The sequence below is a fragment of the Mesorhizobium sp. M1406 genome, from assembly GCF_040317555.1.
In the GTDB taxonomy this organism is placed as follows: domain Bacteria; phylum Pseudomonadota; class Alphaproteobacteria; order Rhizobiales; family Rhizobiaceae; genus Mesorhizobium.
In genome coordinates, this window is sequence record NZ_JAMYKW010000010.1 from 87712 (window position 1) to 100345 (window position 12634).

The 12634-nt window shown below is 62.8% G+C and carries 15 protein-coding genes; 11 read left to right on the forward strand and 4 right to left on the reverse strand.

Annotated features, from left to right (window positions below; all coding sequences use genetic code 11):
* Nucleotides 1-111: 111 nt before the first annotated feature.
* The 6 genes from NKH03_RS11850 (at nt 112) to NKH03_RS11875 (ending at nt 4072) form a co-directional block, all read left to right on the forward strand.
* A complete protein-coding gene (locus NKH03_RS11850) occupies nt 112-1149 on the forward strand; it encodes a BTAD domain-containing putative transcriptional regulator (RefSeq protein WP_352968554.1) in 1038 nt (345 codons plus the stop codon).
* Nucleotides 1150-1154: 5 nt separating this feature from the next.
* A complete protein-coding gene (locus tag NKH03_RS11855; RefSeq protein ID WP_352968506.1) occupies nt 1155-1772 on the forward strand; it encodes a tetratricopeptide repeat protein in 618 nt (205 codons plus the stop codon).
* A 77-nt stretch (nt 1773-1849) separates the two neighbouring features.
* On the forward strand, nt 1850-2461 hold the full coding sequence (locus NKH03_RS11860; protein WP_352968555.1) for a rod-binding protein: 612 nt from the start codon (nt 1850-1852) through the stop codon (nt 2459-2461).
* Nucleotides 2462-2561: 100 nt separating this feature from the next.
* Nucleotides 2562-2987, forward strand: a complete 426-nt coding sequence (locus NKH03_RS11865; protein ID WP_352968507.1) for a hypothetical protein — start codon at nt 2562-2564, stop codon at nt 2985-2987.
* Nucleotides 2988-3072: 85 nt separating this feature from the next.
* Nucleotides 3073-3588 (forward strand): hypothetical protein, encoded by a 516-nt coding sequence (locus tag NKH03_RS11870; RefSeq protein WP_352968508.1) that lies wholly within the window; start codon nt 3073-3075, stop codon nt 3586-3588.
* 199 nt (nt 3589-3787) lie between these two features.
* Nucleotides 3788-4072, forward strand: a complete 285-nt coding sequence (locus NKH03_RS11875) for an SCP2 sterol-binding domain-containing protein (protein WP_027144782.1) — start codon at nt 3788-3790, stop codon at nt 4070-4072.
* A gap of 82 nt (nt 4073-4154) precedes the next feature.
* On the opposite strand, the gene NKH03_RS11880 is transcribed toward NKH03_RS11875, so the two are convergent.
* Nucleotides 4155-4754: a GNAT family N-acetyltransferase gene (locus NKH03_RS11880; protein WP_352863330.1), complete on the reverse strand. Its 600-nt coding sequence runs from the start codon at nt 4752-4754 to the stop codon at nt 4155-4157.
* A gap of 96 nt (nt 4755-4850) precedes the next feature.
* The gene (gene odc2, locus NKH03_RS11885) at nt 4851-5984 is read right to left on the reverse strand and encodes an ornithine/lysine decarboxylase (protein ID WP_352863328.1); all 1134 of its coding nucleotides are present in this window, start codon (nt 5982-5984) and stop codon (nt 4851-4853) included.
* A 540-nt stretch (nt 5985-6524) separates the two neighbouring features.
* On the opposite strand from odc2, the gene NKH03_RS11890 reads away from it, so the two are divergent.
* The 5 genes from NKH03_RS11890 (at nt 6525) to NKH03_RS11910 (ending at nt 11337) form a co-directional block, all read left to right on the forward strand.
* Nucleotides 6525-7721 (forward strand): amidase, encoded by a 1197-nt coding sequence (locus NKH03_RS11890; RefSeq protein WP_352968510.1) that lies wholly within the window; start codon nt 6525-6527, stop codon nt 7719-7721.
* A 2-nt stretch (nt 7722-7723) separates the two neighbouring features.
* Nucleotides 7724-8620, forward strand: a complete 897-nt coding sequence (locus NKH03_RS11895; RefSeq protein WP_352863324.1) for a LysR family transcriptional regulator — start codon at nt 7724-7726, stop codon at nt 8618-8620.
* Between the two features lie 89 nt (nt 8621-8709).
* A complete protein-coding gene (locus NKH03_RS11900; protein WP_352968511.1) occupies nt 8710-9378 on the forward strand; it encodes a DUF1007 family protein in 669 nt (222 codons plus the stop codon).
* Complete coding sequence (locus NKH03_RS11905) at nt 9375-10568, forward strand: nickel/cobalt transporter (protein WP_352968513.1); 1194 nt, start codon at nt 9375-9377, stop codon at nt 10566-10568. Before NKH03_RS11900 ends, NKH03_RS11905 begins: the two co-directional genes overlap by 4 nt.
* A gap of 157 nt (nt 10569-10725) precedes the next feature.
* Entirely contained in the window at nt 10726-11337 is a 612-nt protein-coding gene (locus NKH03_RS11910; RefSeq protein WP_352968515.1) for a hypothetical protein, read from the forward strand.
* 22 nt (nt 11338-11359) lie between these two features.
* Here NKH03_RS11910 and denD read toward each other — a convergent pair whose 3' ends face one another.
* On the reverse strand, nt 11360-12337 hold the full coding sequence (gene denD, locus NKH03_RS11915) for a D-erythronate dehydrogenase (protein WP_352968517.1): 978 nt from the start codon (nt 12335-12337) through the stop codon (nt 11360-11362).
* 16 nt (nt 12338-12353) lie between these two features.
* A complete protein-coding gene (locus NKH03_RS11920; RefSeq protein WP_352632630.1) occupies nt 12354-12566 on the reverse strand; it encodes a hypothetical protein in 213 nt (70 codons plus the stop codon).
* Nucleotides 12567-12634: the final 68 nt, after the last annotated feature.

Genomic DNA, 12634 nt, shown 5'->3' on the forward strand with positions numbered 1-12634 from the left:
CTGCGGCAAACCCTCAGCGTCCTGCGTCGGGATCTGTCACGCGCCGGTGTGGATATTATCCATTCCCGCGGGGAATTGATCGGCCTCGCGCCAGACGCGGTTCGAGTTGACGTGGAGGAATTCGAAGCAGGCCTCTCGGCCCGTTCCGTGCAGGAACTCGAAAGGGTTCTGGCGAACTACACCGGGCCATTCCTCGACGGACTTTATCTGGGGAGCAGTGGATTCGATGACTGGGTCGCATCCGAACGCGACAGGCTGCTCAGCCGCGCTCTTGAGGCCTTTGAAAAACTGGCTCGTCTCGTCGACGCGGAAACCGGGGTCATCCTGGTCGATCGTGTTCTGGCCATGGAGCCGACGCGGGAAGAATCCTATCGGCTCAAGATGGAATTGCTCCTCGCATGTGGCCAACGCGACAGGGCGCTCAGGACATACGAGGCTTGCAGAAGCATGCTGAAGAAGGAGTTCGGCGTCGACGTCGGCCCGCAGACGCGAGCGCTTTGGCAATCCGTGCTCTCTGCCGCCGACACGGCGCCAAATGTGCAGTCGGCAAATACTGTTCCAGCCAGCCAGCGCTTCGGGCGCCCATCGATCAGCGTTGCCGACTTCATCAATCTGACCGGAAAGCAAGGCGACGACTTTTTCGCCAAGGGACTCGTCCAGGACATCACCACGGCCCTCTCCGAGGTAGCCGATTATGTCGTGCTCTCCGCGCTGCCACCCTCGGAGAAGAAAGGCCCTGCCGAAGAAGCCAAAGCCCCGGGAACGCTCCGGGCGCAATATGTGCTCAGCGGCAGCGTCCAGAGATCCGGCAATGGGCTGAGGGTGAACATCCAGCTTGTCGATGCCGCCGGCGGCCACAACGTCTGGGCCCAGAAGTTCGACGGCCACTCCGAGAACGCGCTCGAATTCCAGGACAGGATCGCGCAGTCTGTTGTTCTGGCCGTGATCCTCGACCTTCAACTGACCAACTGGAAAGTCCGCGACAAGAGCCCGCCCGGTCCCCCTGAAGTGCGCAGGCTGGTGAACGAAGCTCTCATGAAATATTTTGAAATGACCCGGGATTCGCTGTTGATCGGGATAGAGCTTGCCGAGAAGGCTGTCGCGATAGGTCCCGACAACGCTCTGCGAAGCGAACGCTCTCGATCGTAATTTCCATGGGCGTGGCGTTTGGCTCGCTGCCACGGGAGCCAGGGCAGATCGAGCGTGCGGTCGAGCTTGCGGAAGCAGCGGTGCGGGCAGTGCCTGACGACGAAATTGCCCGCTGCATCCTGTCATTCGCTCTCGAAAGTTCCGGTCGCATCGACGAGGCGATCGCCGAGTGCCAACATGCGATCAGCCTCAACCCGAGCTATCCGACCGGCCACGGCGACATTTCGATGCTTTTTGCGTTGCGCGGACAGGTCAGCGAAGCAGTGCGTGAGGCCAACGAGGCAATCCGGCTCGGAACGCATGACGTCATCGACTTCTGGCGTCACCATGGCCTGGTTGTCGCACTGTTCGCCGGCGGAGACGATCAGCGGGCGCTCGAAGTCGCCCGCAAGGTGGTCAGGACAAAGCCGGGATTCGTTCGCGGCGCCCTTTATTGGGCTGCGGCCGCGTCGGCAACCGGGAACAACGAAGAGGCGTCGCGGGCCATCCATCATTGCCTGTCACAACTTCCCCATCTCAACCTGGGTAATGTCTGCCCCGGCTTTGTGCCGCGCTATGTGAAGGATCATTATCACGCGAGATTCCTTGAAATGCTGTCGAGGGCCGGCCTTCCTGCTTCCTAGTGGAACCTGGCTACGCGACCGGGATCCAACCAGATCAAGCCTGCCGCTTGGCAAGCCTGCCACAAGCTTGTTGAGGCATTGTCTGGCTAAGGAAAACCGACAAAAGGCGGACTTTCTTGGCGATTTCTCCACCCAGCGACATCGTTATGGATGTGGCCCGAGCCGTCGACCCGACGGATATCGAGGCCGCCCGTGCCGCGCTGACGAAGCGGTCCGGTGGTGCTGCGGGTGCGTTTTCGGTCGACAGCGCCGCTTCGGTCGATGCCGGCTCGGTCCTGTCGCGCGCTACTGCCGACAAGGCCGCCGCCGCAACCGATCCCGCCAAGAAATTCAAGAAGTTCGAGGCGATGGTGCTGCAGACCTTCATCCAGAACATGCTGCCCAAGGACACCGAAGGCGTCTACGGCAAGGGCCTGGCCGGCGACATGTGGAAATCGCAGCTTGCCGAGCGGGTGGCCGACGTCATGGCCGAACGTGGTGGCATCGGCATCGCCAAGTCGATGCTCGCCGACCACTATGTCGAAGGCAAGCGCATCGTGCCGGTCGGTCCGGTTTCGGGCGGGCCGGAAAGGACCGAGATGGATCAACAGAACAGCCTGTCGACCTCGCTGGTGCATGAATTGCAGCGCAGGGCGGCGCGGTCGATCACCGGTGACGAGACCAACGTCAAGACAGACATCAAGATCTAGGACATAGGCCAAGAACCGGTACCCCGGTTTTGGGAAAGATCCTGCTCAACCAAGCAGATAGTGCGTATCCGAGTTCAATCTAACCAGACCGGGATTTCTCATGGCCGACTTTTCGGAATTCACCGCCAACCTGCCAGCCCGCACGACCGCGTCGGAAGCGCCGATCCCGTTCGCGCGGCCTGGCAACCTCGCCGCCATCATCGGACGTATCGAGGAAGTGGTCGAGGAAGAGACGGCCGGCATCCGCAACGCCACCAACTATGATCTCAAGGCATCGAACGCCCGCAAGAGCCGCTATCTCTACGAGCTGACCCGCGCCATGAAGGGCGGCAGCGAAGCCGAATTTCTCGAACAGCACCGCGACGGCCTGACCCGGCTGCGCCACAAGCTGGCGAAGAACGAGGCGGCGATCCTGGCGCACCTCAGCGCGGTCAACGAAGTCGCCAACCTGCTGCGGCACGCCATCCAGCGCGCCGAAACCGACGGCACCTATTCGGCCGGCGAATTCGGCTGGGCAAAGGCATGATCCCGAACACAGGGAACGCATTTGCGATCCTGCTCAGGCAGGAGGGCAACGCCGCGTTGGCATCTCAAGGCCGTGACGAGGCCCGATGATCAAGGTCATCGCCATCGCCGTCTGGATCTGCGCCGCCACGCTCGGCGCGGTGTTCTATTCGTTCCAGGCCGCGGGCGAAAAGGGCGTCGGCGAAACGCCGAAGCCGATGCTGGGCGGCCTCGACTACGTCAAGACCGATATCATTTCGGTGCCGTTGATCCGCGATTCGCAGATCGGCGGCTATTTCCTGACAAAGCTCGTCTACACGGTCGAACCCGAGCAGATAAAGAAGCTGTCCATTCCGGCGGAAGCGCTGATCACCGACCAGGTCTATTCCTACCTCTATTCCAATCCGCAGATCGACTTCACCAAGAAGGCGACGATCGATCTCGATGCCTTCCGCGCCGCCATCCGCGATACCGTCAACGCGCGTGTCGGCGCCCCTTTGGTGCATGAGGTTCTGATCGATCAGGTCAATTTCCTGTCGAAGGACGAAATCCGCGACAACTGGCTGCGCCGCAAGAAAAGCGAGACGGCTGCGGAAATGACCAGGGCGTTCAAGGAACACTGAGTTGCCCTGCTCATGGGTTCCGACCAAATCGGGCCTCACCTGCCGCGAGGGCAGGAACCAGCCACCGGAATCCGCGTTGACGTAAACGTCAACGCAAAGCTATATGCGGGCAGCGACCGTGATCGCGAAGCCGCGGCATGGGCTTCGGCCGGATTGAAGCGCCGTTGCGAGACAGATGCAACCAGACAAGGAGAACAGCGTGAGCGTTCAGGAGATTGCCGAGAAGATCAAGTCGCGCGTGGCAAGCAGCGGGTTCGATCGTTCCGTGAAATTCGACACCGGCAGCGACGGCGTCATCGTCATCGACGGCGCGACCGTTTCGACCACCGACGCACCCGCCGACTGCACCATCAAGCTCTCGCTCGACGACCTGGATTCGCTGATCGCTGGCGATCTGAATCCGACGATGGCCTTCATGACCGGCAAGATAAAGGTCGAAGGCGACATGACCGTCGCCATGGCCCTCAGCCAGCTGATCGGCTGACCACTATCAGACAAACCAACGCTGCCCAATGGGCGGCGTATTGTTTTGAATGAAGACGCGCCGCTTCAGGCGGCCTGAAGCATCAGGCCGCCGAATTCAGTTCCTGCGTCTTCAGCTTGCGCCCCGCCGCCTTCAACGTGCCGTGCACGCCATCGAGCGCGCCGTCCACCAGTTCAAGCGCCAGCAAACGGTGCCGCTCGTAAGGTCCCGGCATGGCGAGCGAACCGGTCCTGGCGGCGGAGAAGCCGAAGCGTCCGTAATAAGGCGCATCACCGACCAGCAGGATCGCGGCGTGGCCAAGCCGCGCCGCCTCGGCGATGGCATGGCGCATCAGCGCCGAGCCGATGCCGGCACTCTTGAGCGATGGATCGACGGCGAGCGGTCCAAGCAGCAGCGCGGCCGGACCACCCTCGCCCAGCGTGACATCCCACAGCCGCACGGTGCCTGCCACGTCGCCCGAAGCATCGTGGGTGACAAAGGCCAGGCCTTCAGAGGGCCGACGACCACGCCGCAGCTTCTCCGACGATTTTTTCCGCCGCTTCGGCCCCATGGCCCGATCGAGCAACGCCTCGCGCGCCGCGACATCGGCGGCGGTTTCGGCAATGACGGCAATGGCACTCTCCCCCCTTGAGGGGGAGATTCCGCGCGCAGCGCCTTCAACAATGAAATTTGCAATGTCCATTTCCGCGATCCTTCACGAGCGGAGGTTGTTCCACAGGCGAACCCGGATGGGCGACAGACGCCCACCTGGGATGATCTGACCGGTTCTTTCGAACCGTCAGATCACGTAGGATCGGAGAGGCTCGAAGCCGTTGAAGGCGACCGCCGAGTAGGTGGTCGTGTAGGCGCCGGTGCCTTCGATCAGCACCTCGTCACCGATGGTCAGCGAGAGCGGCAGCGGGTACGGCGTCTTCTCGTACATCACGTCGGCCGAATCGCAGGTCGGGCCGGCGAGCACGCAAGGTGCGGTCTCCGTGCCGTCATGGCGGGTGACGAGTGGATAGCGGATAGCCTCATCCATCGTCTCGGCCAGGCCGCCGAACTTGCCGATGTCGAGGAATACCCAGCGCACATTGTCGTTGGCGGCCTTCTTCGAGATCAGCACGACTTCCGACTTGATGACGCCGGCGTTGCCGACCATGCCGCGCCCCGGCTCGATGATGGTTTCCGGGATGGCATTGCCGAAATGCTTGCGCAGCGCCGAGAATATCGACTGGCCATAGGCCTGGGCCGCCGGCACGTCACGCAGATAGCGCGTCGGGAAACCACCGCCCATGTTGACCATCTTCAAGACGATACCTTCCTCGGCGAGCGTCGCGAACACCACCTTGGCGTCGGCCAGCGCGCGGTCCCAAGCGGTCAGGTCGGTCTGCTGCGAGCCGACATGGAACGACACGCCATAGGCGTCGAGGCCGAGTTCCTTGGCATGGCGCAGCACGTCGACAGCCATCGCAGGCACGCAGCCGAATTTGCGTGACAGCGGCCACTCGGCACCCTCGCCATCGGTCAGCACGCGGCAGAACACGCGCGCGCCGGGAGCGACACGGGCGATCTTCTCGACCTCTTCGACGCAGTCGACCGCGAACAGGCGGATGCCGAGCTGGTAGGCGCGTGCGATGTCACGCTCCTTCTTGATGGTGTTGCCGAAGGAAATGCGGTCCGCCGGCGCACCGGCGTCCATCGCCATCTCGACTTCGGCAACGGAAGCGGTGTCGAAGGACGAGCCCATCGCGGCAAGCAGGCGCAGGATTTCCGGCGCCGGGTTTGCTTTCACCGCATAGTAGATTTTCGAATCGGGCAGCGCCTTCTCGAAGGCGCGAAAATTGTCGCGCACGACGTCGAGGTCGACGACCAGGCAAGGGCCGGTCGGACGTCGGGTGGCGAGGAAGTCAAGGATGCGCTGGGTGGCCATCGGGGTCTCTCCATCAGCGCCTTTCGGCGCGCCATAAGGCTGCGGGACGCAGGCTGTCAGCCTCGCGAACACGCGGTGGACAAAGGCGGGACGGAAATCCATGGAACCAGCCGGTGGAGACCCCGGAACCATGAAGCGCCGTCTCGCGGCGGTGAACCTTGGCCTTGCCCGGCCTCGGTTCGCTTTGTCTGCCTTGGCTTGGATGGGAGACCCGTCCGCACTGCCGGCAATGAAGGTGTGCCTCTTCAGTAACCCCGGTTTTTGGACAACCGGCAGAACACCAGAAAGGCCCGCACCGTCGTTGCTTCAAGGTGTCCTCGGGCTGGCGGTTGGCCGCTAGACCGACTGGAGGGGTTAGCTCCAGTTACCTTACCGATTTCCCTCACCATTCGAGGACCGGCGGACACCCACAGGCACGTGCGACTTTGGGCAAGCGCGATATAAGGGCGATGGGTTTCACAATCAATAAAAATCGCATCCGAGGTTGTAAAATTTCTGGCATCGAACGATGTTGCGGCAACCGTATCCGGATAGCGAACGATGACAGGCACCCACGGCCCTCTCAATGCCTTTCTCGATCTTCGCCAGATGCCGGTGGCGCATGCCGAGTTCGGCCCGGTGGCCGGCCTGCGGCTGGCCGTCAAGGACATCTACGACGTCGCCGGCTATCGCACAGGTTGCGGCAACTTGCAGAAGTTTACTGACAGCCACGCCGCCTCGCGCACGGCCGCGGCCGTGCAGATGATTCTCGATGCCGGCGCGCGCTTCGTCGGCAAGACCCAGACCGACGAGCTTGCCTTCGCGCTGTTCGGCCAGAATGCGCATTTTTCGTTTCCAGTGAACCCGGCAGCGCCCGACCGCGTCACCGGCGGCTCGTCATCAGGGTCGGCGGCGGCGGTGGCGGGCAGGCTGGCCGACATCGCCACCGGCTCCGACACCGGCGGCTCGATCCGCGCGCCAGCGAGCTTTTGCGGTCTCATCGGGCTGCGCACCACGCATGGGCGCATTTCGCTCGATGGCACGATGAAGCTGGCGCCGAGCTTCGACACGTTCGGTTGGTTCGCCGACGATATCGAGACCTACGAGACCGTCGGCAAGCTGCTGCTCGGCCGCGACCCCCACCAGCACGCACTGGACCGGCCGCTGACGCTGGAATGGCTGGACGCGCTGGTCGCCGGCCCGGCGGTTGCCGAATATGCTCGAATGAAGGCACTGGCGAGTACGGTCTTCGGCGCGCCGGCGACGGCAGCGACGCGCTTCACCTCGTCTCCGGATGAACTCTACTGGTGCTTTCGCCGGCTGCAGGCCAAGGAGGCCTGGGCGGTGCATGGCGAATGGATCACCAGCGGCGAGCGCGACCTCGGCCCCGGTGTCGAGGAGCGCTTCGGCTTCGGCCGTGCCGTCGACGACAAAACAGCTCAAGCCGAGAAGGTGCGCCGGCTGACCTTTCGCGGCGAACTGAGCGCCTTGCTGGGCAAGGACGGCTTCCTTGTCGTGCCGACGGTGCCGGGCCCAGCTCCCTACGTGGACAGCACGCCGGAGCAGTTCCAGGCCTATCGCGAACGAGCGCTTCAACTTCTGTGCCTGGCCGGCCTGTCCGGTTTTCCACAGATCACCTTGCCCATCGGGTCGGTCGCCGGCGCCCCGTTCGGCCTGTCGCTGCTTGGCCCTTCCGGCAGCGACATTGCCCTGATACGGCTCGGCCGGAAACTTCTCGACGCGGCACGAAAGGCCTGACCATGGACACACTGACCCGCATGCGTGCCTTCATCGACGTGGTCGAGGCCGAGGGCTTTTCGGCGGCGGCGCGAAAGATCGGCCGCTCCAAGGCCCTTTTGTCGAAATATGTGCGCGAGCTGGAGGACGAACTCGGCGCCCTGCTGCTCAACCGCACCACGCGCCAGTTCTCGATGACCGAGGCCGGCCACACCTACTACCGGCGCGCCTCGGAGATCGTGCGCGAGGTCGACAGCCTGGCCGACGCCGTGCGCGAATCCTCCGGCGATGTGCGCGGCCGGATCAAGCTGTCGGCGCCGCGCACCTTCGCCGATGCACCGATCGGACAGTCGCTGATCGATTTCGCCAAGCAGCATCCCGACATCGTGCTCGACATCCAGCTCGACGACCGCTTCGTCGATCTGGTCGAGGAAGGGTTCGACCTCGCGGTGCGCATCTCGCGGCTGGAGAACTCGTCGCTGATCGCCAGGCGCCTGGCGCCGTTTTCGATAAAACTCTGCGCCTCTCCCGAACTGATCGCCAGGCATGGCATGCCGACACGGCCGCAGGATCTCAGCCGCATGCCCTGCATCGTCGACACCAATGGCCGCGGACTGAACAATTGGCCATTCAAGGGCGACAATGGCGATCCGGTGAGCGTTTCGGTGTCGGGTCCCATCGAGGTCAACAGCCCGATGACGGCGAGAGCCGCGGCCGTAGCCGGGCTCGGATTTTCCGTCCTGCCGGATTTCATCGCCGCGCCCGACCTCGCGAGCGGCCGGCTGGTGTCGGTGATGGATGACCGCATCCTGTCGGGCGGCGGCATCTTCGCCGTCTACCCGCACCGCCGCTACCTGCCGGCCAAAGTACGCGTTTTCGTCGACTTCCTGGTGCAGTGGTTCAGAACGCGTGAAGCCTGATCTATTCAGTCGAGTCCCGGTCCCAATTTCGCCCCCTTTCTGATAACTCTCGACATCTCATCCGAGGCCCAATGGAATCGCGACCGAGAATGCACCTGAAACGGCACGCAATCATGCTGGCTTCGGCCTTGGCGGCGACATTTGCCGCCACCGGACCGGCTGAGGTGCATCCCCACGTCTTCGCCGAGGCCCGCCTCGACGTGATCCTCTCCCCGGATCACCAAAGTGTGAAAGCGCTGCGTCATCTCTGGCGCTTCGACGATCTCTTCTCCAGTACGGTGATGATGGAGTTCGACAAGAACTCCGACCTGAAGCTCGACGACAACGAGCTCAAGGAAGTCGCCGACACCGTCCACGCCTCGCTGGCCGAGTTCAATTACTTCCAGCTCGTCACCGTCGACGGCAAGGACGTGGCGATGACGCCGCCGCCGCATCTGATGGCCAATTTCGACAACGACCAGTTGATCATCCTGTTCGAATCCGAGCCGAAGGAGCCGATCAAGCTCAACGGCAAGATCGACATCGGCGTCTACGATCCGACGTTCTACACGGCGATCGACTTCACCGAGGACGCCAACATCACGGTTGAAGGCCTGCCGTCGAACTGCACCAGCAAGGTGATCCGTCCGGACCCGGACGAGGCGATCAAGGAAAACCAGAAGACCCTCACCGATGCCTTCTTCAACGATCCGACCGGCACCGACATGAGCAAGATCTTTGCCACCAAGCTCGAACTGACCTGTCAGCCAGAAGGATGAAGCCGGTGACGAAACCGTCCCTGCGTTTGGCATTCGGCCTGTTAGCCCTCACTGTTGCCATGATGCATTTTGCCAACGCCGCCCATGCCCAGAGTTCGCTCGGCATCGGCGTCAATGACGGCATCGCGCCCAGCGCCGGCCCCTTCGCCCACATCCTGATGTGGATCAATCTGCGGCAGCAGGAATTCTATCGCGCGCTGGCAACCGCGATGAAGGCGATGCGCCAGGACGGCAGCAAGATTTGGATACTCGTCGGCCTGTCCTTCGCCTACGGCATCTTCCATGCCGCCGGCCCCGGTCACGGCAAGGCGGTGATCTCGTCCTACATGGTCGCCAACGAAGTGGCGCTGCGGCGCGGCATCCTGCTGTCCTTCGTCTCGGCGCTGCTGCAGGGGCTGACGGCGGTCGCGGTGATGGGGGTCGCCTATTTCGTCTTGCGCGGCACCTCCGTGTCGATGACGGACGCGGCCTGGTTCATGGAGGTCATGAGCTTTGTCTTCGTCACCCTGTTTGGCGCCTGGCTGCTGTGGCGCAAGCTCGGCCCTGCCGTCCTGCGCTTGTTCGGCAAAGGCCCCTCCTACAGCCTGTCGGCGGCGCACGCCGGTCATTCTCATGGTGGCCATTCGCATGCAGGTCATTCGCATGCCGCTCACAGCCATTCGGCGCATGCCCATTCGCATGCGCTGCAGGTGCATGACGATCACGACCACGTGCACAACCATTCCCACGATCATCACGACCACGGAACGCATGACCATGATCACGCCACCCGCGATCATGCCCATCACGATCATGCGGCGGGCGAGGTCTGCGATACCTGCGGCCATTCGCATGCGCCCGACCCGGCGCTGCTGTCGGGCGATCGCTTTGACTGGCGCACGGCCTGGTCGGCGGTGGCGGCGGTCGGCATCCGCCCCTGCTCCGGGGCGCTGATCGTGCTCAGCTTCGCGCTTCTCAACGGGCTCTGGCTCGGCGGTCTGCTGTCGGTGCTGGCGATGTCGCTGGGGACCGCGATCACCGTCTCGGCGTTGGCCACACTTGCGGTGACCGCCAAGAACTGGGCGGTGTACTTCGCCGGCGACGGCCGCATGGGCAACCGCATCCACTCGATCGTCGAGATCGGCGGCGCCGCCTTCGTCTTCCTGTTCGGACTGTTGCTGCTGTCGGCGAGCTTGGCGTCAGGCGGATAGATCGAGATTGCCGACGCCCCCTGATACGAGCCGATCAAGACACGATGTCGACCGTGTTTTTCCATGCCGACCATCTAGATATTGCTTAGAGTCGATTTTGCTTGACGATTAGCCTGCGGCACCATGATCTGCCTGACAAAGACCGTGGAGGGCAAGAATGGTCGATATTCCGGTATACTGTCCCAACTGCGGTAACCTCTTTGCCTCAAGAGCGATCTCTATACGCGGCGACGTGCGCAATCTTGTGCTTGAAGGCAACACCGAGTCTTGTCCACGCTGCGGTCGGATGGCGTCAATAATCGAAGGCAAATTCGACGTCGTGGATGGCGTCCTTCAAATGCTGAAGGGCTCACAACTGTCTACAGCAATGCTGAAGCAGTTTGTCAGCGTATTGAAGCAGGCTCAGAGAGACGAGATCTCAACTGACGATCTGATCGCGCGAACCCAAGAGATTAACCCTGATCTCGGCAAAGCCATCGCACCACTTCGCGGTCGAAAGAAGAGCGCCATAGCCGTCACGGTCATGATAATCATTGCAGCATTGCAAAGTTGCAATTTCAACCTTTCCGCTAGCGTAGACCTCAACCAGTTAGTTGATCAAGCTGTCGAGATTCTTGAGACCACGGAGCAGCCGATGTTACCGGGCGCGGCGCCTATCCCCACTAGTCGACCAAGTGACCACGACGGCGTGGGCCAAGAATCGCGCCAAGTGCGACGGCAAAACGAGCGACGTGCCGCAAAGGCCCAGGCCCCACGATCCAGCAGATAAGCGAAACCCGGCCCCAGTCGCTTTAACCTGCGATCTTGCCGTCCAGCTCATCCTCGATATGCGCGCGGATGATCTCGTCAAAACTCTTTTCGGCGGCAAAGCCGAGTTCCCTCGACCGCCGCGCCTCGAACCTTGTCGGCCAGCCCTTGACGATCGCCCAGATCGTCTCGTCCGGCTCCTCACGGATCAGGCTCGCCGCCTTCGGCCCGGCGATACGCTCCAGCGCCTCGATCTGCTCGCCGACGGTAACGGCGACGCCGGGCATCGTTAGGTTGCGGCGCGGCCCGACGGCGGCGCCATCGATCTGCGCCGCATGGATCAGGAAGTTGACCGCCGAACGCGGGCTCGCGTGGGTGTGCACGACGGAGCGCGGCACCGGCAGGATCGCCTCGTGGCCGCTCAAGGGCTCACGGATGATGCCTGAGAAGAAGCCGGACGCCGCCTTGTTCGGCTTGCCGGGCCGCACGCAGATGGTCGGCAGCCTGATGCCGATGCCGTCGAAGAAACCGCGCCTGGAATAGTCGGCCAGCAGCGCTTCGCTCATCTGCTTCTGCGTGCCGTAGGAGGTCAGCGGCGTCGGATGGAAGTCATCGGGTATGACATCCGGGAACGGTGCACCGAACACCGCGATCGACGAGGTGAAGACGACACGCGGTGCAAAGCCCGCCAGGCGGATGGCATCGAACAGCGCCCGCGTGCCGTCGAGATTGACGCGGTAGCCGAGTTCGAAATTCGCCTCCGCCTCGCCGGACACGATGCCGGCGAGATGGAAGACGACATCGGGGCGCGATGCGACCAGGCGTTCGGTGGCACCCGCCTCGGCAAGATCGCTGGTGTGGAGGGTGATGCTGACCCCGTCCATGACCGGCGCCTGCGGCGGCACGATATCGTGCAGGTCGAGCGCGGTGATCTTGCCGCCGCGCAGCATGCCGTCCTTGGCCAGCCGGGCGATGAGCTTGCGGCCGACCATGCCCGCGGCGCCGGTGATCAGAATGCGCATGTCGAAAATCCCTTGCCTATTTACCCTGGTTTTTGCGTTGGTTGCGCGCGCGCAGCCAGAACACCGAGAAAAACGCCAGCACGAAGACGATGCCGAAGGCGCCGGCCAGCACGGTCGAAAGGCTGCCGAGGGCCAGCATCACGGTCGGCAGATAGTAGGCGCCGATGCCGAACAGAAGCATGATCCACACCGCTGCGATGGCCGCATTCCTGGTGTCACGATCCATCATGACGCGTCCGGGCAGTGGGCGTTCATCAAGCTGGTTTTCAAGGTTTGGAACTCCTGAGGCAGGACCAA

Excerpts from the sequence above, each read along its gene's own strand:
- NKH03_RS11890 (WP_352968510.1), top strand. The coding sequence starts at position 6,525 with ATGACAGGCACCCACGGCCCTCTCAATGCCTTTCTCGATCTTCGCCAG.
- NKH03_RS11880 (WP_352863330.1), bottom strand. The coding sequence starts at position 4,754 with ATGGACATTGCAAATTTCATTGTTGAAGGCGCTGCGCGCGGAATCTCC.
- NKH03_RS11895 (WP_352863324.1), top strand. The coding sequence starts at position 7,724 with ATGGACACACTGACCCGCATGCGTGCCTTCATCGACGTGGTCGAGGCC.
- NKH03_RS11920 (WP_352632630.1), bottom strand. The coding sequence starts at position 12,566 with ATGATGGATCGTGACACCAGGAATGCGGCCATCGCAGCGGTGTGGATC.
- NKH03_RS11910 (WP_352968515.1), top strand. The coding sequence starts at position 10,726 with ATGGTCGATATTCCGGTATACTGTCCCAACTGCGGTAACCTCTTTGCC.
- NKH03_RS11900 (WP_352968511.1), top strand. The coding sequence starts at position 8,710 with ATGCACCTGAAACGGCACGCAATCATGCTGGCTTCGGCCTTGGCGGCG.
- odc2 (WP_352863328.1), bottom strand. The coding sequence starts at position 5,984 with ATGGCCACCCAGCGCATCCTTGACTTCCTCGCCACCCGACGTCCGACC.
- denD (WP_352968517.1), bottom strand. The coding sequence starts at position 12,337 with ATGCGCATTCTGATCACCGGCGCCGCGGGCATGGTCGGCCGCAAGCTC.
- NKH03_RS11870 (WP_352968508.1), top strand. The coding sequence starts at position 3,073 with ATGATCAAGGTCATCGCCATCGCCGTCTGGATCTGCGCCGCCACGCTC.
- NKH03_RS11865 (WP_352968507.1), top strand. The coding sequence starts at position 2,562 with ATGGCCGACTTTTCGGAATTCACCGCCAACCTGCCAGCCCGCACGACC.
- NKH03_RS11905 (WP_352968513.1), top strand. The coding sequence starts at position 9,375 with ATGAAGCCGGTGACGAAACCGTCCCTGCGTTTGGCATTCGGCCTGTTA.
- NKH03_RS11855 (WP_352968506.1), top strand. The coding sequence starts at position 1,155 with ATGGGCGTGGCGTTTGGCTCGCTGCCACGGGAGCCAGGGCAGATCGAG.